This window comes from Oceanimonas sp. AH20CE76 (genome assembly GCF_039654065.1).
In the GTDB taxonomy this organism is placed as follows: Bacteria; Pseudomonadota; Gammaproteobacteria; order Enterobacterales; family Aeromonadaceae; genus Oceanimonas; species Oceanimonas smirnovii.
On record NZ_CP155481.1, the window covers coordinates 2,403,267 to 2,425,574 of the forward strand.

At 57.0% G+C, this 22,308-nt stretch carries 25 protein-coding genes; 17 read left to right on the forward strand and 8 right to left on the reverse strand.

The features are described from left to right. The first annotated feature begins 13 nt into the window (after positions 1–13). The 6 genes from mltB (at position 14) to lipA (ending at position 5,105) form a co-directional block, all read left to right on the forward strand. Entirely contained in the window at positions 14–985 is a 972-nt protein-coding gene (gene mltB, locus N2M06_RS11690) for a lytic murein transglycosylase B (RefSeq protein WP_346350832.1), read from the forward strand. Continuing rightward, positions 963–1,808 carry a septal ring lytic transglycosylase RlpA family protein gene (locus tag N2M06_RS11695; RefSeq protein ID WP_019934366.1) on the forward strand — a complete coding sequence of 282 codons (846 nt, stop codon included), beginning with the start codon at positions 963–965 and terminating at the stop codon, positions 1,806–1,808. Before mltB ends, N2M06_RS11695 begins: the two co-directional genes overlap by 23 nt. A 69-nt stretch (positions 1,809–1,877) precedes the next feature. After that, entirely contained in the window at positions 1,878–3,050 is a 1,173-nt protein-coding gene (locus N2M06_RS11700) for a serine hydrolase (RefSeq protein WP_019934367.1), read from the forward strand. A 165-nt stretch (positions 3,051–3,215) separates the two neighbouring features. Beyond that, positions 3,216–3,479, forward strand: coding sequence for a DUF493 family protein YbeD (gene ybeD / locus N2M06_RS11705; protein WP_019934368.1), 264 nt, complete (start codon positions 3,216–3,218; stop codon positions 3,477–3,479). Positions 3,480–3,490: 11 nt separating this feature from the next. Continuing rightward, the gene (lipB, locus tag N2M06_RS11710) at positions 3,491–4,147 is read left to right on the forward strand and encodes a lipoyl(octanoyl) transferase LipB (RefSeq protein ID WP_019934369.1); all 657 of its coding nucleotides are present in this window, start codon (positions 3,491–3,493) and stop codon (positions 4,145–4,147) included. Then, positions 4,140–5,105 (forward strand): lipoyl synthase, encoded by a 966-nt coding sequence (lipA, locus tag N2M06_RS11715; RefSeq protein WP_346350833.1) that lies wholly within the window; start codon positions 4,140–4,142, stop codon positions 5,103–5,105. The genes lipB and lipA overlap by 8 nt, the downstream gene beginning before the upstream one ends. A gap of 159 nt (positions 5,106–5,264) precedes the next feature. Here lipA and aroG read toward each other — a convergent pair whose 3' ends face one another. Then, on the reverse strand, positions 5,265–6,320 hold the full coding sequence (aroG, locus tag N2M06_RS11720) for a 3-deoxy-7-phosphoheptulonate synthase AroG (protein WP_317075159.1): 1,056 nt from the start codon (positions 6,318–6,320) through the stop codon (positions 5,265–5,267). Positions 6,321–6,542: 222 nt separating this feature from the next. On the opposite strand from aroG, the gene N2M06_RS11725 reads away from it, so the two are divergent. From N2M06_RS11725 to N2M06_RS11760, 8 genes are all read left to right on the forward strand, one after another. Further along, positions 6,543–6,743 (forward strand): DUF2061 domain-containing protein, encoded by a 201-nt coding sequence (locus N2M06_RS11725; RefSeq protein ID WP_317075158.1) that lies wholly within the window; start codon positions 6,543–6,545, stop codon positions 6,741–6,743. Positions 6,744–6,777: 34 nt separating this feature from the next. Further along, positions 6,778–7,179, forward strand: coding sequence for a DUF2750 domain-containing protein (locus tag N2M06_RS11730; protein ID WP_019934373.1), 402 nt, complete (start codon positions 6,778–6,780; stop codon positions 7,177–7,179). After that, on the forward strand, positions 7,179–7,625 hold the full coding sequence (locus tag N2M06_RS11735) for a YaiI/YqxD family protein (RefSeq protein ID WP_346350834.1): 447 nt from the start codon (positions 7,179–7,181) through the stop codon (positions 7,623–7,625). Before N2M06_RS11730 ends, N2M06_RS11735 begins: the two co-directional genes overlap by 1 nt. 168 nt (positions 7,626–7,793) lie before the next feature. Beyond that, positions 7,794–8,339, forward strand: coding sequence for a DUF1439 domain-containing protein (locus tag N2M06_RS11740; protein ID WP_317075156.1), 546 nt, complete (start codon positions 7,794–7,796; stop codon positions 8,337–8,339). Between the two features lie 111 nt (positions 8,340–8,450). Continuing rightward, positions 8,451–9,053 carry a LysE family translocator gene (locus N2M06_RS11745; protein WP_019934376.1) on the forward strand — a complete coding sequence of 201 codons (603 nt, stop codon included), beginning with the start codon at positions 8,451–8,453 and terminating at the stop codon, positions 9,051–9,053. Continuing rightward, on the forward strand, positions 9,035–9,382 hold the full coding sequence (locus tag N2M06_RS11750; protein WP_346350835.1) for a hypothetical protein: 348 nt from the start codon (positions 9,035–9,037) through the stop codon (positions 9,380–9,382). The genes N2M06_RS11745 and N2M06_RS11750 overlap by 19 nt, the downstream gene beginning before the upstream one ends. 53 nt (positions 9,383–9,435) lie before the next feature. Continuing rightward, entirely contained in the window at positions 9,436–11,478 is a 2,043-nt protein-coding gene (locus N2M06_RS11755; protein WP_346350836.1) for a protein-disulfide reductase DsbD domain-containing protein, read from the forward strand. Next, a complete protein-coding gene (locus N2M06_RS11760) occupies positions 11,475–11,963 on the forward strand; it encodes a protein disulfide oxidoreductase (RefSeq protein ID WP_019934379.1) in 489 nt (162 codons plus the stop codon). The genes N2M06_RS11755 and N2M06_RS11760 overlap by 4 nt, the downstream gene beginning before the upstream one ends. Positions 11,964–12,023: 60 nt before the next feature. Here the strand turns inward: N2M06_RS11760 and N2M06_RS11765 are convergent, their stop codons facing one another. The 6 genes from N2M06_RS11765 to gpt all read right to left on the reverse strand — a co-directional run bounded on the left by N2M06_RS11765 (position 12,024) and on the right by gpt (position 17,241). After that, the gene (locus tag N2M06_RS11765; protein WP_019934380.1) at positions 12,024–12,452 is read right to left on the reverse strand and encodes a hypothetical protein; all 429 of its coding nucleotides are present in this window, start codon (positions 12,450–12,452) and stop codon (positions 12,024–12,026) included. Positions 12,453–12,503: 51 nt separating this feature from the next. Next, positions 12,504–13,760 (reverse strand): glutamate-5-semialdehyde dehydrogenase, encoded by a 1,257-nt coding sequence (locus tag N2M06_RS11770; protein ID WP_317075152.1) that lies wholly within the window; start codon positions 13,758–13,760, stop codon positions 12,504–12,506. An 8-nt stretch (positions 13,761–13,768) separates the two neighbouring features. Further along, complete coding sequence (gene proB / locus N2M06_RS11775; protein ID WP_317075151.1) at positions 13,769–14,872, reverse strand: glutamate 5-kinase; 1,104 nt, start codon at positions 14,870–14,872, stop codon at positions 13,769–13,771. Positions 14,873–14,966: 94 nt separating this feature from the next. Next, entirely contained in the window at positions 14,967–15,368 is a 402-nt protein-coding gene (gene crl / locus N2M06_RS11780) for a sigma factor-binding protein Crl (RefSeq protein WP_019934383.1), read from the reverse strand. A 106-nt stretch (positions 15,369–15,474) separates the two neighbouring features. Beyond that, on the reverse strand, positions 15,475–16,722 hold the full coding sequence (frsA, locus tag N2M06_RS11785) for an esterase FrsA (RefSeq protein ID WP_346350837.1): 1,248 nt from the start codon (positions 16,720–16,722) through the stop codon (positions 15,475–15,477). Positions 16,723–16,770: 48 nt separating this feature from the next. Next, a complete protein-coding gene (gene gpt, locus N2M06_RS11790) occupies positions 16,771–17,241 on the reverse strand; it encodes a xanthine phosphoribosyltransferase (RefSeq protein ID WP_019934385.1) in 471 nt (156 codons plus the stop codon). A 272-nt stretch (positions 17,242–17,513) separates the two neighbouring features. On the opposite strand from gpt, the gene N2M06_RS11795 reads away from it, so the two are divergent. The 3 genes from N2M06_RS11795 (at position 17,514) to N2M06_RS11805 (ending at position 21,121) form a co-directional block, all read left to right on the forward strand. After that, entirely contained in the window at positions 17,514–19,148 is a 1,635-nt protein-coding gene (locus N2M06_RS11795; RefSeq protein WP_019934386.1) for a methyl-accepting chemotaxis protein, read from the forward strand. A gap of 85 nt (positions 19,149–19,233) precedes the next feature. Next, positions 19,234–20,697 (forward strand): aminoacyl-histidine dipeptidase, encoded by a 1,464-nt coding sequence (locus N2M06_RS11800; protein ID WP_346350838.1) that lies wholly within the window; start codon positions 19,234–19,236, stop codon positions 20,695–20,697. Between the two features lie 79 nt (positions 20,698–20,776). Then, a complete protein-coding gene (locus N2M06_RS11805; RefSeq protein WP_346350839.1) occupies positions 20,777–21,121 on the forward strand; it encodes a hypothetical protein in 345 nt (114 codons plus the stop codon). A gap of 59 nt (positions 21,122–21,180) precedes the next feature. Here N2M06_RS11805 and dinB read toward each other — a convergent pair whose 3' ends face one another. Beyond that, a complete protein-coding gene (dinB, locus tag N2M06_RS11810; RefSeq protein WP_346350840.1) occupies positions 21,181–22,224 on the reverse strand; it encodes a DNA polymerase IV in 1,044 nt (347 codons plus the stop codon). Positions 22,225–22,308 lie beyond the last annotated feature (84 nt).

Consider the following 22,308-nt stretch of genomic DNA (forward strand, 5'->3'; position numbering starts at 1 on the left):
AAGGAATCACGCAATGCGCCTCGCTCTCCTTTCAGCGGCACTTTGGTTTTCAACCTCGGTTTCAGCCGCCCCCACTGTTACCGAGCAGCAGCAATGGCTGAATGAGCTGGCGGACAAATTTGAGTTGAGCCAGCAAGATCTGGATCAGGCCATTGCCGGCGCTACCTATCAGCAGTCCATTATTGATGCCATGACCCGTCCGGCCGAGGCCAAACCATGGCGTGATTATCGCCCCATTTTTCTGACCGACAAGCGTATTGAGCAGGGTGCCGTTTTCTGGAAAAAGCATGAGGCTCTGCTGGCCCGCGCCGAGCAGGAACTGCAGGTGCCGGCCCAGATCATTACCGCCATTATTGGTGTGGAAACCTACTATGGTGCCCACATGGGCACTCACAGGGTACTGGATGCACTCTATACTCTTGGCTTTCATTACCCGCCCAGAGGCGCATTTTTCCGCTCCGAGCTGGGCCATTACCTGAAACTGGCCGAGCAGCAGCAGTGGGCACTGGATGAACAAAAAGGCTCCTATGCCGGTGCCATGGGCATGGGCCAGTTTATTTCCTCCAGCTACCGTCACTATGCGCTCGATTTTAATGATGACGGCCACATCAATCTGTTTGAGCCTGTGGACGCCATTGGCAGCGTGGCCAACTATTTCCACCAGCATAAATGGCAGCCGGGTGAGCCCGTGGTGCACAAGGCCAGCGTGACCGATACCGATGCTGCCGATGCCATGGTGTCTGCCGCTCTTGAGCTGGATTACAGCTGGGCCGAGCTGAACGCTGCCGGCATTACCACCGCCGTCAAACTGGCTCCGGATACGCCGGTCAAACTGCTCAAACTGGAAGGTGCAGATGGTCCGGAATATTGGGTGGCACAGCATAACTTTTATGTCATTACCCGTTATAATCGCAGCCCGCTCTATGCCATGGCGGTGTATCAACTGAGTGAAGAGATAAAACATGCGTTTGAACAACAGCGTTAAGCTTGTGCGCTCCGGGCTGCTGCTGCCACTGGCGGCACTGCTGCTGGCCGCCTGCAGCAGCCAGCCCGATGCTCCGGAGCAGACCAAAGATGACAGCTACGACCGCGAAACCGCCGGTGGCCGCTATTCCATGCGCCAGGATAAGGCACCGGGCGAAATGCCCGACATGTCTCATGTCAAGGATGCGGTGCCGCGCTTTGAGCCTTACAGCCGCCGGGGTAATAAAGATTACAACGTCTGGGGTCAGGACTATGAAGTCTGGCGCGAGGTAGAAAATTACCGGGATGAAGGCATGGCCTCATGGTATGGAGCCAAGTTTCATGGTCACGACACATCCAACGGTGAGGTGTACGACATGTATACCATGACGGCTGCTCACAAGAACCTGCCGCTGCCGTCGTTTGTCAAAGTGACCAATACTGCCAACGGCAGACAGGTCATAGTGCGAGTAAACGACCGCGGACCGTTTCACGACGGCCGTATTATCGATTTGTCTTATGCTGCAGCCTGGAAGCTGGGTATGCTCGATAAAGGCACAGCCCCGGTAAAGATCGAGCTGATTAAAATGTCTCCCGGCAAGCAGGACAGTCTTCTGGCCAATAAAGCCACAGGTCGTCATATTCAGCTGCTGGCTACCCGTTCCGGCGACAAGGCCAGAGCACTTGCTGCCCGCCTGAGCAAAGAGTATGGTTTTCCGGCCCGGGTAGAGCAGCGTTCTGATTGGTACCGATTGCAAATGGGTCCCATTCCGGCTACTCAAACAGATAAGATTCTTACCCGTTTGGTGGCTGAAGGCTTTGAACAGGCATATTTCCTGAACTAAATAACCTGATATCCATCATAAAACGGCAATTCACGCCATTCATTATTTAATAAAGGTCTGATTTACCTTATGCGTACGGTCAACATTCTGCCTACTCTCGCCATTGCCGGCCTGATGTCTTTTTCCGCTCAGGCACAAAATACCATTTCCATGATCCCCGAGCCGCCGGCCATTGCGGCCAAATCTTATGTGCTGATGGACTATGCCAGCGGCCAGGTGCTGGTGGCAGAAAATGCTGATCAGAAGCTGCCGCCGGCCAGCCTGACCAAAATGCTGACCTCCTATGTGCTGGGCCAGGCACTGGAAGAAGGCAAGGTCAAGCGTGACGACATGGTGACCATCAGTGAAGCGGCCTGGGCCCAGAACTTCCCCGGCTCTTCGGTGATGTTTCTGGAAGTCGGCAAGCAAGTGAGTATTGATGATCTGAACCGGGGCATCATTATTCAGTCGGGTAACGATGCCACCGTGGCCGTAGCCGAACACCTGGCGGGCAGCGTCAACTCCTTTGCGGACCTGATGAACTCCTGGGCCGCACGGCTGGGAATGAATGACAGCCACTTTGTCACGCCCCACGGCCTGCACAGTGATGAGATGTATACCACCGCCCGGGACATGGCCAAACTGGGTCAGGCGCTGATCCGCGATGTGCCCGAGGAATATGCCATCTATGCCGAGAAGTCGTTTAGCTTTAACGGCATTACTCAGCACAACCGCAACTCCCTGCTGTGGGATCAGTCCCTCAATGTAGACGGCATCAAAACCGGCCATGTCAGTGCTGTGGGCTACAACCTGGTATCTTCTGCCACCAAGGATGATATGCGTCTGATTGCGGTAGTGATGGGTGCCAGCAGCGAGCGTGCCCGGGCTGCCGAAAGTAAAAAACTGCTGACTTATGGCTTTCGCTTCTACCAGACCCTGACCCCGTATGAAGCGGGCAGCAAGCTGGTAGATCAGCAAATCTGGATGGGTGACAAAGACACTGTCGCCCTGGGCGTAGACAAGGCGGTGGCAGTGACCATTCCCCGTGGCCAGGCTCAGAATCTGCAAGCCGACTTCACCCTGGATCAGGCCCTGAAGGCACCGCTGGCGAAAGGCGAACAGGTAGGCACACTGCACCTGAAGCTGAATGACAGTGAAGTCGCTACCGTACCGCTGGTGGCGCTGGAAAATGTAGAGCAGGGTGGTCTGTTCAGCCGGTTTATTGACTATATTACGCTGCTGATTCAAGGTCTGTTTAAATAATATCTTATTGGGGCCGCACTCAAACGGCCCCGTTCCCGCTTCTCTCTTCACCAATAACCCTGCAAGTTGTCGGTTTCAGATTAACCGTTTTTATGTTAGAAATGCGACATGGGTTGTGAAAATTTACACCATTCCCGATTGAATACTGCTGTTTCAAAGGTTGCCATGAATACCAAATTTGATGAGTTGCTTGATTTTCCCTGCCACTTTCCCTTCAAGGTGCTGGGCCTGGCTGACGAGCGCCTGCCCGATCTGATCGTGGAAGTACTGCAGCAGCACGCTCCCGGCGACTACAGTCCCAAGGTGCGTCCCAGCAGCAAAGGCAATTATCACGCTGTCAGCGTCAATGTGACGGTGCACAGCAAAGAGCACATAGAGCTGCTTTATACCGAGCTTGGAAAAATCGAGCTGGTTAAATACGTACTCTGAGGCACTCACTCATGCAGCAGGACAAACTCACCATCAGAAACTGGGGGCTGGCGTCTTACGAGCACGTCTGGCACACCATGCAACACTTCACCGACCAGCGTGATCAAAACACCGGTGATGAGTTCTGGCTGGTGGAGCATATGCCGGTATTTACCCAGGGTCAGGCCGGCAAGGCTGAGCATGTGCTTAACGCCGGTGATATTCCGGTCATTCAGGCCGATCGTGGCGGTCAGGTTACCTATCACGGCCCTGGCCAGCTGGTGCTGTATCTGCTGCTGGATGTGCGCCGCAAAAAACTGGGGGTGCGTAACCTGGTTACCGCCATGGAAGAGTCAATTGTCGCCCTGCTGAAAGAATATAACGTGGAAGCCTACGCCAAGGCCGATGCTCCCGGCGTGTATGTCGCCGACAGCAAAATTGCCTCTCTGGGCCTGCGGGTACGTCGGGGCTGCTCTTTTCATGGGCTGGCGCTTAACGTCAACATGGATCTCAGTCCGTTTTTGCGTATTAACCCCTGCGGCTATGCCGGCATGGCCATGACCCAGTGCAGTACTCTGGGTGGTCCTCAGAACCTGGATGAAGCCCAGTCTCGCCTGGTCCCCCTGCTTGCCGGCCGGTTGGGCTATCAACATCTCTACTACACCACAGAGAAGTATCATTATGAGTAAACCTGTGCGCGTCGAACCCGGCGTAAAACTGCGCGACGCCGACAAAATGGCCCTTATTCCGGTCAAATTCATGCCCGAGCAAGAAGAAGAAGTGCTGCGCAAGCCGGAGTGGATGAAGATTAAACTTCCTCCCAGCAATCAGCGCATACAGGGTCTCAAAAACATTATGCGCGAGAACAACCTGCATTCTGTGTGCGAGGAAGCCTCCTGCCCCAATCTGGCCGAATGCTTTAACCACGGCACCGCCACCTTTATGATTCTGGGTGCCATCTGTACTCGCCGCTGCCCATTCTGCGATGTGGCTCACGGCCGCCCGCTGCCGGTGGATCCGGAAGAGCCAGCCAAGCTGGCCAAGACCATCAAAGAGCTGGGTCTGAAATATGTGGTGATCACCTCGGTCGACCGGGACGACCTGCGCGATGGCGGTGCCCAGCACTTTGCCGACTGCATCAAGGCCATTCGCGAGCAAAGCCCTAATACCAAAATTGAAATTCTGACCCCGGACTTCCGTGGCCGCATGGACACGGCGCTGGAGATCCTCAAAGACACGCCGCCGGATGTGTTCAACCACAACCTGGAAACCGCCCCCCGCCTGTATCGGGTAGCCCGCCCCGGTGCCGACTATAAATGGTCACTGGAGCTGCTGCGCCGGTTCAAGGAAATGCATCCTCAGGTGGCCACCAAGTCTGGCCTGATGATGGGGCTGGGTGAAACCAATGAAGAGATCATGGAAGTGCTTAAGGATCTGCGTGAACATAACGTCACCATGCTGACCCTGGGCCAGTATCTGCAGCCCAGCCGTCACCACCTGCCGGTGAAGCGCTATGTGCCGCCCGCGGAGTTTGACGAGCTGAAAGAGGTGGCCGACAGCATCGGCTTTACCCATGCCGCCTGTGGCCCCTTCGTGCGTTCGTCCTACCACGCCGATCTGCAGGCACAGGGTGTGGAAGTGAAATAACCCCGTGAGGGTGAGGGGTGAAGGGTGAAGAGAAAAGTCCAGCCCTTCCATCATCACCATCAGACACAAAAAAGGAGCCTAAAGGCTCCTTTTTTGTTCAGCTCAGAAGTCGGAGGTAGTTAACCCCCTCCCCCTCTGACTCCTCTCTCCTCACTTAGATTACGCCTGACGGCGGGCCGCCACGGCTTCTGCCAGCTGTGCCAGCATTTTCTCGGTATCTTCCCAGCCGATGCAGGCATCGGTAATGCTCTGACCCCAGGTCAGCTCACAGCCCTCTTTCAGATCCTGGCGGCCTTCCACCAGGTGACTTTCCACCATCACGCCCATAATGGCCTGCTGACCGGCAGCAATCTGGCCGCACACGTCTTCCGCCACCAGCATCTGCCGCTGATATTGCTTGCTGCTGTTGGCATGGCTGAAGTCGATCATCAGCTTTTGCGGTAAACCGGCTTTTTCCAGCCCTTCACACACCGCCGCAACATGCTCTGCGCTGTAGTTGGGCTCTTTGCCGCCCCGCAGAATAATATGGCAGTCCGGGTTGCCGGCAGTGGAAACAATGGCGGAATGGCCGTATTTGGTAACCGACAGAAAATGATGAGAGGCACTGGCGGCACCAATGGCATCTGCCGCCACCTTGATGGTGCCGTCGGTGCCGTTCTTGAAGCCCACCGGGCAGGACAGACCCGACGCCAGCTCGCGGTGCACCTGAGACTCGGTAGTGCGGGCACCAATGGCGCCCCAGCTCATCAGATCTGCCAGATATTGCGGCGTGATCATGTCGAGAAATTCGCTGGCGGTGGGCAGGCCCATGTCGTTGAGATCCAGCAGCAGCTTGCGGCCGATGCGCAGCCCGTCGTTGATCTGAAAGCTGTTGTCGAGATAAGGATCGTTGATAAGTCCTTTCCAGCCAACGGTAGTACGCGGCTTTTCAAAGTAGACCCGCATCACCACTTCCAGCGTGTCGGCATAGCGCTCACGCAGCGCCTTCAGCTTCCGGCCATACTCAATGGCAGCGTCGGTGTTATGAATGGAGCAGGGCCCCACCACCACCAGCAGGCGATCGTCTTCACCGGCCAGAATGCGGTGAATGGCCTCCCGGGATTCAAACACGGTGGCCGAGGCGGTATCGGTGGCCGGATATTTCTCCAGCACCGCCACCGGCGGCAACAGCTCTTTGATTTCGTTAATGCGGATATCGTCGGTCTGAAAATGCATGAGCAACCCTGCTTTATATTTACTGATGAGCAACCTGGCTCGAATTCACTGTGTTTTTCCAATCTATCCCGAGCAGGGTCCGGCTGTAAACGCTCCATTAGCCTTACAGCCCATTTGTAACAGAGAAAATGCCGATGAAACCGATAACAAGGAACGATTGGACCTATTTACAATAATAATTATCATTTGAGATGTGAACCCCCTTTGCTCAAGGAGCCTGTTATGTACAAAACACTGACCTTCGCACTGGTGCATTTCACCGTCGCTTTCAGTGTGGCCTGGCTGCTTTCAGGCAGTCTGCTGGTAGGCGGGCTGATTGCACTGGTGGAGCCCTTGATCAATACAGTGGCCTACTTCTTTCATGAAAAGGCATGGCAACGCTTTCATGCACATAAGCTGGACAAAGCCACTGGTGTAGTGTGAACATGCCAGCTAATTCACCAGAGCGAGAACCGGTATGAGCTATACCCTCAATGAACAAGACAAGGCGCAGGTACTGAGCCTGAGCGATAACGAGCGTTTCAATCACCTGGTCAACCGGGTAAACGAACAACAGGAGCTCTGGATCCTCACCGATGAACACGGCTGCATGATGCTGACCACAGACGATGATGAAGACTGCATTCCGGTATGGCCCCACGCCGGCTATGCCCAGGACTGGGCCCAGGGCGACTGGCAGCACTGCAAACCGGAAGCCATCAGCCTGAATGTGTGGCTGAAGCGCTGGGTGCCGGGCATGACCGACGACGAGCTGCTGGTGGCCGTATTCCCTACCCTGAATGAAACCGGCATAGTGGTGGATCCTTACGAGCTGAAAGACGCGCTGGATCGCAAAAAGTCCTCAGGGCGGCACAACTGATGCAGGTTTGGGTAGATGCGGATGCCTGCCCCCGGGTTATTCGGGATATCTTGCTGCGCGCCGCCGAGCGCACCGGCACACCACTGATTCTGGTGGCCAATCATGTGTTGCCGGTGCCCGCCTCAAAACTGGTGCGCCAGCTGCAGGTGGCGAAAGGGTTTGACGTAGCTGATAACGAAATTGTGCAACGTATTGAGTCCGGTGATTTGCTCATTACCGCGGATATTCCACTGGCGGCAGAGGCCCTGGAACAGGGAGCTGACGTGCTCAGCCCCCGTGGCGAGCGCTTTGACAAGGGCACCATTCGCGCCAAACTGACCATGCGTGATTTTATGGACACAATGCGCGCCAGCGGCGTACAGACCGGCGGCCCGCCCGCCCTGAGCCAGGCCGACCGTCAGGCCTTTGCCAACCAGCTCGACCGGCTTTTAAGCTCAAGGCCATAGGCTTTTCGCAGCGGCCAGCTTTAAGCTGTAAGACAAGATGGCTTGTACGCGCTGAAACATGAACAAAAAACTTACACTTTTTGCCGGGCTGCAGGCTTTTAAACCAAGGTTCGCAGTCATGCAGAAGTAGTTTTACTTATAGCTGACAGCTCCCGAAAGAGGTACACCATGTTCAGAACCCTTACCCTTGCTCTTGGTGCTCTGCTGCTGAGCGCCTGCGCCGGCGTCAGTCAATACAGCGTGTCTGAAAGCGAGCTGGAAAAAGCGCTTTATACTCAGCTGGAGCAGCAGGCCCCTACACTCACGCAGGGGCTGGTAGAAACACGCATTGACGATTTGAATCTCACCATAGGGCCGGATAACCGTCAGGTGGTGCGCCTCGATATTCGCGGCGAAACCGCCATCAATGCCATAGTGGCACGTTTTCCCGCCATGCTGGATCTGCAGATTGAAGGCCGTCCGGTCTACGATCGTCAGAAAAACGCCATCTTTATTCGGGATCTCAATCTGCTGAACAGCAAGGTTAATGCCTTTGGCTATCAGGGGGAAGTCGGGATCGCGTCAGCCGGCATGATGCAGCTGGTGCGAGCTGTGCTTGAAAACCAGCCGGTATACCGTCTTGATGATGGCCGTTATCGCTGGGTGAAAAATGTACCGCTGGCGCTGGATATTGTGCCCGGCCGGCTGGTACTCAGCCCCCGTTTCAGTGACTGACACAAACGCGCTAGGCTGGTCTGATAGATGGCATTTGGCCTACAATGGCGATGATTTTATTTAGTCCTAGCGCCACTGGCAGGCAGGTGATCTATTAACGCATCGGTTTTAATGGTGTTTGTGCCCACTTTTTTCTTTGTGTCCATCACCCCGGGCATGTGCATGACACTGGCGCTGTCACTGGGTATGACAGTGGGCGTTAAACGCACCCTGTGGATGATGCTGGGGGAGCTGGCGGGCGTGGGGCTGGTGGCCTGTCTGGCGGTAGTGGGAGTGGCTGCTCTGATGCTGCAATACCCGCAGCTGTTTCTGCTGCTTAAATACGGCGGCGGTCTTTATCTGGCCTGGCTCGGTATTCAGCTGTGGCGTTCCAGAGGCAAGCTGGCGTTAAGTCCGGTGGATGCAGGTCCGCGCCATATTCCGGCTGTTAACCTGATTAGTCAGGGCTTTATTACCGCCATTGCCAATCCCAAGGGCTGGGCTTTTTTTATTGCCCTGCTGCCTCCCTTTATCGATAACCGGGCACCGCTGCCCGGGCAGCTGGCCGGACTGATATCCATTATTCTGACGCTGGAGTTTATCTGTATGCTGCTCTATGCCAGCGGTGGCCGGACATTAAGCCGGATATTGCAGCAAAAAGGTAAGGTTCAGCTGATGAACCGCATTGCCGGCAGTCTGATGCTGGGTGTGGCGTTATGGCTGGCACTGGGCTGAGCCGGGGCCGGCTGGCCATTATGCTGGTGTTGCTGGTGGGCGTGCTTTGCCTGGGTCAGCGTATGGGCATAATGAACCCATGTGTGCAACAAACCCAGATAAGCCAGAGCGACGATGCCGCCGGCGCGGACAGCCATGAGCGCTGCTCGCTGTCGGAACAACTGCTGACCAAGTTCTGGGATCATCCCGACAGCCTGCTGCTGGGGCTGATTGCATTGCTGTGCTGGTGGTGGCTGCCGCCCCGCCGTCATGGCCGCCGGCTGATACCTCCTCCCGAGCCGGTGCCGGAATGCCGGCGACACCTGTTGTTGTGTGTATTTCGGGAATGACAGTCAACGTAAGGCTTTCTTATCTTTTGCGTTGATTACCGGAGACATTAATCGTGTATAGACTTTTTTACTTCTGTTTGCTGCTTGTCACCCTGAGCGCTCAGGCCACCGACACCGGCTGGCTGCAAGCTCCCGACCATCCGCCTGTGCAGGTGCGGCTGGTACAAAACGGCCCGTTGAACGAGGCCACCGGTCAATATGCCGCCCTGCTGCAGGTGCGTCTGGCTGACGACTGGAAAACCTACTGGCGTTCTCCCGGTGAGGGCGGCATAGCGCCCAAACTCGACTGGCAGACATCACAAAATGTTCAGGCCTTTGACTGGCGCTGGCCCCTGCCCGAGCGCTTTCATCTGCTGGGCATAGAAACTCAGGGTTATCAGCACGATGTGAACTTTCCGGTCTATATCACACCAGAAAAACGCCAGGCACCGGCTACCTTCAATGCCACTCTGACCCTGCCCAGCTGCACCACCATCTGTGTGCTCACCGAATATCAGCTGACGCTGCCGCTGCAGGCTGATGCTCCCCTGAATGAAACCGTTAACCATGATTTTCAGCAGGCGCTGTCGCAAGTGCCGCGTCCGGCAACGCTTGTGCAGGCCGGTGACTGGCGCTGGGACGCAGAAAAAGAACAGCTGGCCATTCGCTTGCTGCACGACGCTGGCTGGAGCAGCCCGAAGGTATTTGTAGACGATACCGACACCGCCGTATTCAGCCAGCCTCAACTCAGCACTACAGGCAACCAACTGGAAGCGCGCTTTACCGTCAGCAGCTGGGATCCGGAGCTCAACCTGCATGACCAACAGCTCACCGTTACCGTGGCCGATGACAGCCTGGCCGAAGAGCTGAGCGCTTCGGTGACCCAAGGCACACTGGCAGCTGCAGCCAGCAGTCAGCCCGGCCTGCTGCTGGTGCTCGGTTATGCCCTGCTCGGCGGTCTTATTCTCAACATCATGCCCTGTGTGCTGCCGGTGCTGGGGCTGAAGCTAAACACCCTGTTACTGGGCGAGCGCAGCCGTGCACAGGTACGCAGACCGCTGCTGCTGTCTGCTGCCGGCATCATGCTGTCGTTCTGGGGTCTGGCAGCCTTTATGCTGTTCCTCACCTGGTCCGGCGCTCAGCTTGGCTGGGGCATTCAGTTTCAGCAGCCGGGCTTTATCGGCTTTATGCTGGCGGTCACAGCCCTGTTTTCTCTTAACCTGTTCGGGTTATTTGAAATTCGTCTGCCCAGCGCTCTGAGTACCTGGCTGGCCACCCGTCCGGGCGGCGACAACAGCAGCCATCTGCTGCAGGGCATGTTTGCCACTTTGCTGGCTACTCCCTGCAGTGCACCGTTTCTGGGCACCGCAGTGGCGGCGGCCCTGGCGTCATCACCACTGATCCTGATTGCCATCTTTACTGGTCTGGGGCTGGGCATGGCCCTGCCCTGGCTGGTGCTGGCGGCCTTTCCGGGCTTTGTGCGCTTTATGCCCAGGCCCGGCCCCTGGATGGTCAAAGTCAAATGGCTGTTTGGCCTGATGCTGCTGGCCACCAGCCTGTGGTTGCTGTCGCTGCTGTCAGCTACTCTGGGTGGCCCCATCAGCCTGTTACTGGCCGCTCTGTTGGTCATATTGCCGCTCTGGTCCCTGCTGCGCCGTCATGGCATGCGCGCGCTTGTCTTTGGTGCCGCCGGCATCAGCCTGGCCGGTGCGGTACTGGGCGGTGTGGCACTGCTTACCCAGGAGCACTGGGTCACGCCGGCCAAGCCAGAGCTGCCCTGGCAGCCCCTTGATGTAGCCCGCATCGAGCAGGAAGTGGTGGCGGGCAAGCGTGTATTTGTAGATATCACTGCTGACTGGTGCATTACCTGCAAGGCCAACAAGGTGGGCGTGATCCAGCGGGATCCGGTATACAGTGCACTGAGCAAGCATGATGTGGTGCTGATGCAGGGCGACTGGACCCGGCCCGATCCGGCCATCACCGACTACCTGCGGGCCCATGGCCGGGCCGGTATTCCCTTTAATCAGGTGTTTGGTCCCGGCTTGCCCGAAGGACGGGATCTGGAGGTGCTGCTGACCAGCGACAGGGTTATTTCAGCACTGGAAGCGGCACAATGAGCTGGCTTAAACGCTTGCTGGGCTATGCCCTGGTATTGCTGGTGGTGATGACGGCTGTAGATTTATGGCGCAGCCGCAGTCTGCCGGCTTCGGCTGACGCACTGGACGGTCTGGTCACTCTGCAGGGCAAGCCGGTGAGTCTGGCCACGCAAAGTCAGCACGAGCCGGTGCTGCTGTATGTGTGGGCCAGCTGGTGCGGCGTATGCCGGCTGGTGTCTCCCATGGTGGATCTGGTACCGGGCCGGGTGATGAGTATTGCCATTGCGTCAGGCAGCCGTGAAAAAGTACAGGCCTATATGAACGACAAGGGCTATGACTTTCCGGTGATTAACGATGAAAACAACCGGCTGGCACGTGCGCTGGGCATTGGCGTAACGCCCACCCTGATGATAGTGCACAAGGGTGAACTGAAACTGGCCACTACCGGCTTTACCACGCTGCCGGGCATGATGCTCAGACGCTGGCTGGTTCAGTTCGGGGACTAAGGACTGGGGGCTGGGGATTGGGGATTGGGGATGCTATTCCCCGCTCCCCATTCTCTGCCGTTAAAACAGCACCCGCCGGCCTTTAAGGCATGTCCGGCAGGTGGGATCCCCCATCAGCGAGCCCAGCTCTTCCGGCGCACAGCGTTTGCCGCAGTGGCTGCATTCATGAAATGACTTCAGCCGCAGGGCAATGCCTTCTTCAACCAGCGCCAGCAACTGCTCCAGGGTGCCGGTATTGCCGTCTACCACGCCCTGAGAGGTGGGCTTGGTCGTTTGCATATCATGATGCCGCCACTCCATGGCAGGCAATAACACTTCCGCCTGACCATGCTGAAACGACACGATAACCAGCACAGGATCGCCGATAAACAGACTTTGGGCTCCCTGCACCGGATAGTTCAGGTGATTAATCAGATGCTGACGCCAGGACTCCAGCGTGGGCGATAACGGCATCGCCAGCAACAGGGCATCCAGCAACTTGGATGGCATATCAGTCCTCTCCCCTCAATAAAGTTCCGGCCCCTGATACGGGGCCGGTGGTTACTCGCGAATAAGATAATCGGCCTGGCCTACCCATTTGTAGCTGGTCAGCTCTTCCAGCCCCATTGGCCCCCGGGCATGCAGCTTCTGGGTAGAGACCGCCACTTCGGCCCCCAGGCCAAACTGGGCACCATCGGTAAAGCGGGTAGATGCATTCACGTACACGGCCGCAGACGGCGCGCCATTAATAAAACGCTCGGCATTAACCAGACTATTGGTCAGAATGGCATCGGAGTGAGCCGCATTGTGTGCCCGCAAATGGGCCAGCGCCGCGTCAACATCGCTCACCAGCTTCACGCCCAGCGTCAGGCTCAGCCATTCGGTATCAAAGTCGCCGTCTTCAGCAGCGCGCACCGTGGCGGGGCCGTTTTGCAATAGTGCCAGTGCCGGCGGAGCAGCCACCAGGGTCACATTTTTTTCCGCCATGCGAACACTCAGGGCTGGCAGCAGGTCAGCGGCAACCCGTTCATGCACCAGCAGCGTGTCTATGGTGTTGCATACACTGGGACGCTGGGTCTTGGCATTATCAATGACCTCAACAGCACGCACCAGGTCGGCACTTTCGTCCACAAACATATGGCCAATACCAAAGCCACCGATAATGACCGGAATGGTAGACTGCTCCTTGCACAGCTGGTGCAGACCGGGGCCGCCACGCGGAATAATCATGTCTACATACTGATCCAGCTTGAGCAAACCGCTCACCCACTCCCGTCCCGGCTCACCGATATACTGCACACAGGATTCAGGCAAATCGCAGGCTGCCAGTGCCTGACGGATCACTTTTACCAGTTCCTGATTGGTATGAAAGGTTTCCCGGCCGCCGCGCAAAATGCTGGCATTTCCGGTTTTCAGGCACAGAGCAGCAATATCGATGGTGACATTCGGGCGAGCTTCATAAATAACGCCTACCACGCCCAGCGGTACCCGGCGGCGGGATAGCCGCATGCCATTCTCCAGCACCCGGGACTCAAGCTCGGCACCCACAGGATCCGGCAGCCGCACCACATTGCGTACATCGTCGGCAATGGCGGTAAGCCGTGCGCTGTTCAGCATCAAACGGTCGAGCATGGCATCACCAATGCCGTTTTCCCGGGCAATGGCCAGATCCTTTTCATTAGCCGCCAGAATGGCAGCCGCGTTTTGCTCAAGCGCACCGGCCATGGCAATGAGGGCCGCATTCTTGGTTTGGGTACTGGCTTGCGCCAGCACATAAGAGGCCTGTTGGGCAGCATCGCCCATTTGTTGCAAATCCATGATATCTCCTACAAAAGCACCAGATCGTCACGATGAATGGCAACACTGCCATAGCCATAGCCAAGCAGTGTTTCTATTTGATCAGAGTGCTGTCCTTTAATATGGTCCAGATCCTGTGCGTCGTAACGGCAAATACCCCGGGCCACTTCCCGGCCGTCGGCATTGACAATACGCACGGCCTCACCCCGGCGAAAACGCCCTTCCACCCGTACTATGCCCTTGGGCAGCAGGCTGGATCCCTTGTCTGTTACCGCCCGCACAGCGCCGGTATCAATATGAATCTCACCATGGGGAGGCGGGCCCGCCAGGATCCAGCGCTTGCGGCTTTCCAGCGGCGTGGCCAGTGCCGGAAAACGGGTACCCACCCGCTCGCCGGCAGCCAGCCGGCCTACCACTTCCGGAATCTGACCGGTAGCAATCACCACGTCCACCCCGGCCCGGCGGGCGACGTCGGCGGCCTGCAGCTTGGTGGCCATACCACCGGTGCCCAGACCACTGACACTGCCCCCGGCCAGCTTGCGCAGGGTATCGTCTATGGTCTGCACTTCTTCAATCAGCTGGGCATCTGGGTTATTGCGCGGATCGGCAGTAAAGAGACCACGCTGATCGGTCAGCAGGATTAACAAGTCGGCCTCGGCCAGAATGGCGGCGCGGGCAGACAGATTATCGTTATCCCCCACCTTGATCTCATTGGTGGCCACGGCGTCGTTTTCGTTGATCACCGGAATAATACGGTGATCCAGCAGGGCACGCAGACTGTCCCGGGCGTTGAGATAGCGCTCTCTGTCTTCCAGATCGGCACGGGTCAGCAGCAACTGGCCCACATGCAGGCCATAGATATTGAATAACGACTGCCAGGTCTGGATCAGCTGGGTCTGGCCAACGGCTGCCAGCATCTGCTTGTTGGCCATGGTACCGGCCAGTTCAGGAAAGCCCAGGTGCTCACGGCCGGCAGCAATAGCGGCTGAGGTAACGACAATAATGCGGTGGCCAGCCCGGTGCAGGCTGGCGCACTGGCGCACCAGCTCCACCATGTGTGCCTTGTCGAGATGGCGGGTGCCGCCGGTGAGCACACTGGTACCCAGTTTTACAACAATGGTTTTGCCTTTCATGGAACGCCCTGCGGCTCCTTTACTACACAGCAATGCCGGCATGGTGCCGGCAATTGTTATTTAAAATTTGGTTTTGCGGCGGGCCGAAAAACGCTTAGGCGGGGCTCAGCAGGTGCTTGTCACCAAGCTCCGGTGCCGGGCCGGCACTGAGAGAAAGTTCGTCAAGACAGGCAGCCAGCTTGTCGTAGAAGTCACGCAGGGTACGGGCAACTTCCTCTTCATGCTTGCGGGGAATATCCCGCTCCTGCCACTCACCCCCTTCGCCACCAAAGTGACCAAGACGATAATGAAATTCAAAATACTGGTCGCTCTTAGGCACAAGCTTCAGCCACCAGCCCCAGAATTCCCGTTTTTCCGGCTCCGCCTTCGCACTGACGCACACCGCCAGGCAATCAAAGAAGTAACCGTCCTGACTGGACTGCTCACTGCGCAGATAGGGGCCAATGGCCGCAAACAGACGCAACAGTTTGCCATGACTTACTGTTTCAGTACTCATAACCACCTCCCTGGTAACTGGCCTATATGTAACGCTTTTTCGCTCAAGAATAAAGGATACGCAGCACTGATGAGCAAAAAAGTCGCAACCATACCTTGCCCCGAATTTAAAGGTGGTCTAGCAACCAGTCACGGGCACGGGTCAAGGCAGTTTCATATACATCCAGCAAGGGCAGTTTATCCAGCACCTGCGCCTGGCCACTGCGGCTGATCCCCGCCAGCGCCTGAATTTCCTGCTCCGGGCATAAAAAGTCATGACGATGGCCAATACTGAGCAAGGGGACGGAGGTTTTTCGTGCCATCAGTCCCTGGGTTTTTAAAGACAGTCCCCGGCAATGATGAAACACGCTGTTCCAGTCGTTACTGATCATGCCCAGCCGGTTGGCCACACTGTCTCTCAGCATGGCCGGTGCCCGCATAAAGCGCTCCTGTTCGCTGAAAAACAAATTGGCGGCACCGGCAATGCTGACGGCAGCCCGCAGCCGGAATGGCTCCAGACTGGCCAGCCGGGCCGCCACATTGCCGCCCATGCGCACCCCCAGCATGGCGACCCGGCGTTCATCAACCCAGGGAATATTCGGCACATAACGCAGCACCGCCTGATGCAGCCGGCTGCTGTCCTGTACCAGAGGCCAGTGAGAAGAGTAACCGATACCGGGCATGTCAACGGTCAGCATGGCAATACCCGCCGGAGCCAGAAAACGATGATAAAAATGCCAGAAGTCGAGCTGCAGGCTGTCCAGGCTACCGCTTACTATCACTAAAGGCAGTGGTCTGTCGGCGGCGGGCAGATGCAGATAACCCTGCACTTCCTTGCCGTTAAAGGGAATACGCAGTTCTTTTAACGGCACCGGCAGCAACCGCCCGGCTTCCCGGTAAGCCTGATTGGCCAGTAACTGAGCCTGCAACGCAAGCCGGTCACCTTTCAGATGAGGATAACTGGCCAGCGAAAAGTAACGGGCCGCCGCCAGAAAGTGCTGCTGAGCCTGATGCTGACCACTGGCCTGACGCGCCTTTTGTTGTGCCGCCGCTCCCAGCTGACTCCACTCAAATACCCAGTGGCCGGGCCCATATTCCACCAGCGTATCCAGCCAGGCATCCACACTGCGCCTGCCGGTAGCCATGGCCATGCGCGCCAGTGTGGCTTCTATTTCGATACTGTCTATGCCCTGCCAGTGCCAGAGAGCCCGCTTTTGCAGCCGGTAAAAGGCGGGCAGATCGGCACCATCTACAAATGGAGCCGGCTCTTGTGGTACCGCCGTGCGCCGGCCGGCATAGCTGATGGTGGATGTTTCAGGAACATGGTGTACAGCTGAAAACAATTGCTCGGTCAGGTTGCTTTGCAGGTCTGTCATCGGCACTCCGGCGTCTGAAAATAAAAAAGGCCCCGAAGAGCCTTTTTATCATGCCTGGTCCTGATCGCACAGAGGCGTTACAAAGGTCACGCTCATGTCCCAGGGTTGTTCAATCCAGGTATCCTGGCCAACACGCACTTCAAAGTCATCTACCAGCGGCTCGCCTTTGGGCTTGGCAAACACGGTAATGAACTTGGCCTTGGGATACAGCTCGCGGATCACCTTGGCGGTATTACCGGTATCAACCAGATCATCCACAATCAGGAAACCTTCGCCGTCGCCGTTTACCTGCTTGAGTACCTGCAGATCATCACGCTGCTGATTATGGTCGTAGCTGGAAATGCACAGGGTGTCTACGTGACGAATACCCAGCTCACGGGCCAGAATGGCGGCAGGCACCAGACCACCGCGGCTGACGGCAATAATGCCTTTCCACTGGCTGGCCGGCAGCTGGCGGGCGGCCAGCTTGCGCGCTTCGCGCTGAAAAGAGTCCCAGGTGACGACGAATTTGTTGGACATATAAAAGAACCTTTGGGTGTTGGCTTTAAAACAGAATGGCCACCCGGCAGCCTGCATTGACGGACTGGCGGGCAAACAATGGGCGCATTATAAAGATCGCGCTCATTCTTGACCAGCTAAACAGCTTTTTCGGCGAAGATCCTTCCCCACCATGTTAGACCAAAGTCTAAGACGACTTTATCTCATTTCCCTGAATACATACTTACTTTGTGGGAATTAGTACCTAGAATGAGTTCGGCACGGAATCTGACCACAATAAAAAGGAATTTAATGTGAACTGGCTTCGCTCTCTGACCATCGCAAAACGGCTCTACCTGAATCTGTTATTACTGTCTGCAGGCATTCTTGGTGTCACTCTGCTGATGTTGTGGTTTTTTTATCAGAGCCTGGTAGAAGAAAAGCGCACTCAGGCCATGCATCAGGTACAGCAGGCCAGCAGTGTTATTCAACATTATTACGCTCAGCAATTAAGCGGCCAGCTTTCAGAAGCCCAGGCCCGCTCGCTGGCCAAGGTCGCGGTAGCCGGCCTGCGCTATGGCAACGATGACTATTTCTGGATCAATGATCATCACCCCCGCATGATACTGCATCCCATGAAGCCGGAGCTGAACGGTGAAGACCTGAGCGGCTTTCAGGATCCCAATGGCAAGCGGCTGTTTGTTGAAATGGTGCGGGAAATAGAAACCGGTGGCCGCGGCTTTGTACACTATCTCTGGCCCAAGCCCGGCCTGAGTGAACCGGTAGAAAAAGTCTCTTACGTCCAGCTGTTCGACCCCTGGGGCTGGATTATCGGCACCGGTATTTATATTGATGATGTAGAAACTCAGCTGTTTGAGCTGGCAGGCAAGGTCATGCTGCTGATGCTGGGCCTGGGTGCCGTGGCGGTGCTGGTAGCCGTGGTACTGATCCGCAGCATTCTTAATCCGGTGAGTCAGACAGTCAGTGCCCTGAGGGATATTTCTCACGGTGAGGGTGACTTGCGCCAGCGCCTGGATGAAAGCGGCAGGGATGAAATTACCCAGCTCAGCCAGAGCTTTAACCAGTTCTGTGCCCGCCTGGGCGACACCATTCGCCGGCTCTCGCCCATCAGCCAGGAAGTTACGCAGGCATCCGGCCGGCTGTCGGAAATCGTACGTCATAACCGCAGTGTGTCGGAGCAGCAGTCCGCTGAAACCGAGCAAGTGGCCACCGCCATGCAGGAAATGCTGGCCACCAGCAGTGAGGTTGCCCGCTCCGCCGGCCAGGCTGCCAACGCCAGCCGGGAGTCCTCCGTTGCTGCCCAGCAGGGCTCGCAACAGGTAGCAGAGACCTGCGAGCATTCCTCCGCGCTGGTCAATGAACTCAGTCAGGCTCAGCAACGGCTGGGAGCGCTGGCAGAACGTACCAAGGAAATTGGTACCGTGCTGGAGGTGATCCGCACCATTGCCGAGCAAACCAACCTGCTGGCACTGAATGCCGCCATTGAAGCAGCCCGGGCCGGTGAGCAGGGCCGCGGCTTTGCGGTGGTGGCCGACGAGGTACGGGAGCTGGCCACCCGCACCCAAAGTTCCACCAATGAGATTGAGCAAATTATTCATGGTCTTCAGCAGGAGTCGGATGATACTGTCACCCGCATGCAGACGCTGATGCAGCGCGCCGAGGAAACTCAGGGCAGCGCGGTACAGGCAGGTGAGGCTCTGGCGACCATTACCGAGCGCATGACGCTGATTAACGACATGAACAACCAGATTGCCACCGCCGCCGAGCAGCAGCGCCAGACCACGGAAGAAATGAGCCGCAACCTCAGCCGTCTGAGCGAACTGGCAGAAGAAGTGCGCAGCAAAACCCATGAAACCGACAGTGCCGGTACCGCCCTGCTCGGTCTGGGACAGCGGCTGTCAGCAGAAGTTGACGGTTTTAAAGCCTGAGCCTCTCAGATTTTGAGGCCGGTAATGGATAACGGCCGCAGAGGCAGGGTAAGCTGAATGCACTGTTTTATTTGCCGGTAACCGCATGACTTCCATACGTACTTTAGCCCCGGCCAGTGTCTGGGGCTTTTTTGACACCATCTGCAGCATTCCTCACCCTTCCGGCCATGAAGCCGAACTGCGTCGCTGGATCACTCTATGGGCCAACGATCTTGGCCTGGTGGTACAACAGGATGAGATCGGTAACCTGCTTATTAAAAAGCCCGCCAGTCCCGGCATGGAAAACCGCAAGGGAGTGGTGCTGCAGGCCCACCTTGATATGGTGCCTCAGGCCAATGCCGGCACGCAGCATGACTTTACCAGGGATCCCATTCGTCCGCGCATTGACGGTGACTGGGTCTGTGCCACCGGCACCACCCTGGGTGCCGACAATGGCATTGGCATGGCCGCCTGTCTGGCCGTGCTGGCCGACAACACCCTCAAACACGGTCCGCTGGAAGTGCTGCTGACCGTCGATGAAGAAAGCGGCATGACAGGCGCTTTTAATCTTCAGCCCGGCTGGCTTGAAGGCGAGATACTGCTCAATACCGACTCGGAGCAGGACGGTGACGTTTATATGGGCTGTGCCGGTGGTGTGGATGCCAACATTACCCTGCCCTATCAGGCCGAGCCGGTACCACCAGGCCTGGTGGCGCTGCAGCTGAACATCAAGGGCCTGCGTGGTGGTCATTCCGGCATCAATATTCATGAAGGCCGGGCCAGTGCCAACAAGCTGCTGGCAGAGCTGCTGCATGCCTTCAGCCGGTTTGAGCAAGTGCGGCTGAGCACGCTTGCCGGCGGTACCCTGCGCAATGCCATCGCCCGGGAAGCCAGTGCTGTGCTGGTATTGCCCGAGCAGGACCGGCCCGAACTGCACGCGCTGCTGGCGCAATATCAGCAGCAATACTGCAGTGAGTTTCAGGGTGTTGACGATTTTATTCAGCTAGAACTGCTTCCTTGCGCACTGCCCGGGCGAATAATGAACCGGCCCCTCCAGCAACAGCTGGTGCGGGCTCTGCTGGCCTGCCCTCACGGTGCCCTGGCCATGAGCCGTACCATGCCTGACGTTACACAGACGTCCAGTAACCTGGGAGTCATTGAAACCCGCGATGATCATATTCATGTGCAATGCCTGATCCGCTCGCTGGATAATGCCGGACGAGACAGGGTGGCCGCCATGACCACCGCTGTATTTGAGCTGGCCGGTGCCACCGTGATGCTGGACGGTGCCTATCCGGGCTGGCAGCCCAACCCGGACTCCCCCATCATGAAGCTGGTGCTGGATACGCACAAAGACGTATTTGGCGAGCTGCCGGCGGTTAAGGTTATTCATGCCGGCCTGGAATGCGGTTTGCTGGGCCATGTGTACCCGCACTGGGACATGGTGTCGTTCGGGCCGACCATTCAGGGTGCTCACTCTCCCGATGAGCGGGTCAGCATCAGTGCTGTGGAGCGCTTCTGGCAATTACTGGTGCGCGTACTGGAGCAAACACCCGAGCGCGTCAGTTAACGACAAAGACAAGGCCGAAGACATATTCAGCACAGGGATTTTCGCTTATGATTTGGGCAGTTTATTATGGAGGTGCCCGATGAAAGCAAAATCCCTGTTACTGCTTGGTGTGCTGGTGACCACACCGGCACTGGCCGACAACCTTCTCAGCCGGGCTGTTGATTTTGGCCGTGAACTGCTGGATGAAACCCGCAAGCTGGCCCCGGGTGTGCAGAATGACTACAACAATGACGGCTACCAGCAAAACCAGGCCCATCCCGATGACGGCCGTGATGCGCCGGCACTGGAGCCGGGCACAGCCACGACAAGCTCAGCGCAGGCACAGAGCAGCGGTCCCGCCGCCGTGGTGGGCAGCGCACAAGCCGCACCGGCGGCCCCACAATCTAATCAGGGCTGGTTTGTGGAAGAAGATCACCTTAAATAACCCGGGAATGGGGAGTCGGGAATAGGGAATCCCTGCTCCCTAATCCCTATTCCCTGGTTTCAATCCCACTCAAACCCGAGCTGGACGCCGCTGTCTTCCCCAGCCAGCTCCGCGCTTATACCCACCAGCCGCACGCCGCGGCCTTCTGCCCGCTCCCAGATCTGTTCACACAGCTTAAGGGCTGACTCCAGCTCGGGCACTGTGGTGCGCCGTGATAGTGTGGTCTGTTCAAAATCGTCAAACTTGAGCTTGATACACAGACCACTGATGGGCCGTTCAGCCAGCCGGCGCAGCAGTTCCGGCCAGAGCTGCTGTAATATTTCCCTGCCCTGCTCAGCAGCATAAATATCCGCAGCCAGTGTGGTTTCCACGCCCACCGATTTACGTACTCTGTCGGTCTGCACCGGCCGTTCGTCAACGCCCTGAGCCCGCTGCCACAGCGCATAACCAAATTTGCCGAAATGGCGCACCAGAGTATCTTCACCGGCAGCCACGGCCTGAGCGCAGGTTTCCAGCCCCATGGCAGCGAGTTTTTCTGCGGTTTTCTGGCCTACACCGGGAATCTTGCTCAGTGCCAGGTCACGCACATACTCAGGCACCTTCCCCGGTGACAGCACAAAGAGACCATCGGGTTTGTTTTCATCAGAAGCAATTTTGGCCAGAAACTTGTTGGGTGCCACGCCTGCCGAAGCAGTCAGCTGCAGCTCGTCACGAATGGCCCGGCGTATATCCTCGGCAATTAAGGTGGCGCTGCCGTTAAACAGCGGGCTGCCGGTCACATCCAGGTAGGCTTCATCAAGGGAAAGGGGCTCAACCAGCTCGGTGTAGCGATAAAAGATGGCACGGATTTGCTGAGATACCCGCTTGTATTCCGCCATATTACCGCGAATAAGCAACAGATGAGGGCACAACCGCAGCGCCTGATGACTGGGCATGGCCGAGCGCACACCGTATTGGCGGGCCGGATAGTTGCAGGTGGCAATCACTCCCCGCCGGCTGGCACTGCCGCCAATGGCCAGAGGAATGTCCCGCCACTCAGGGTGAGCCCGCATCTCCACCGCCGCGAAGAAACAGTCCATGTCCACATGAATGATTTTACGCATAAAACAAAGCTGTAAGCTTTAAGCTATCAGCTGTAAGCAGCCCGAGTGCGTTGTAGATAATGAGTCCAGCCAAGCAACACAACA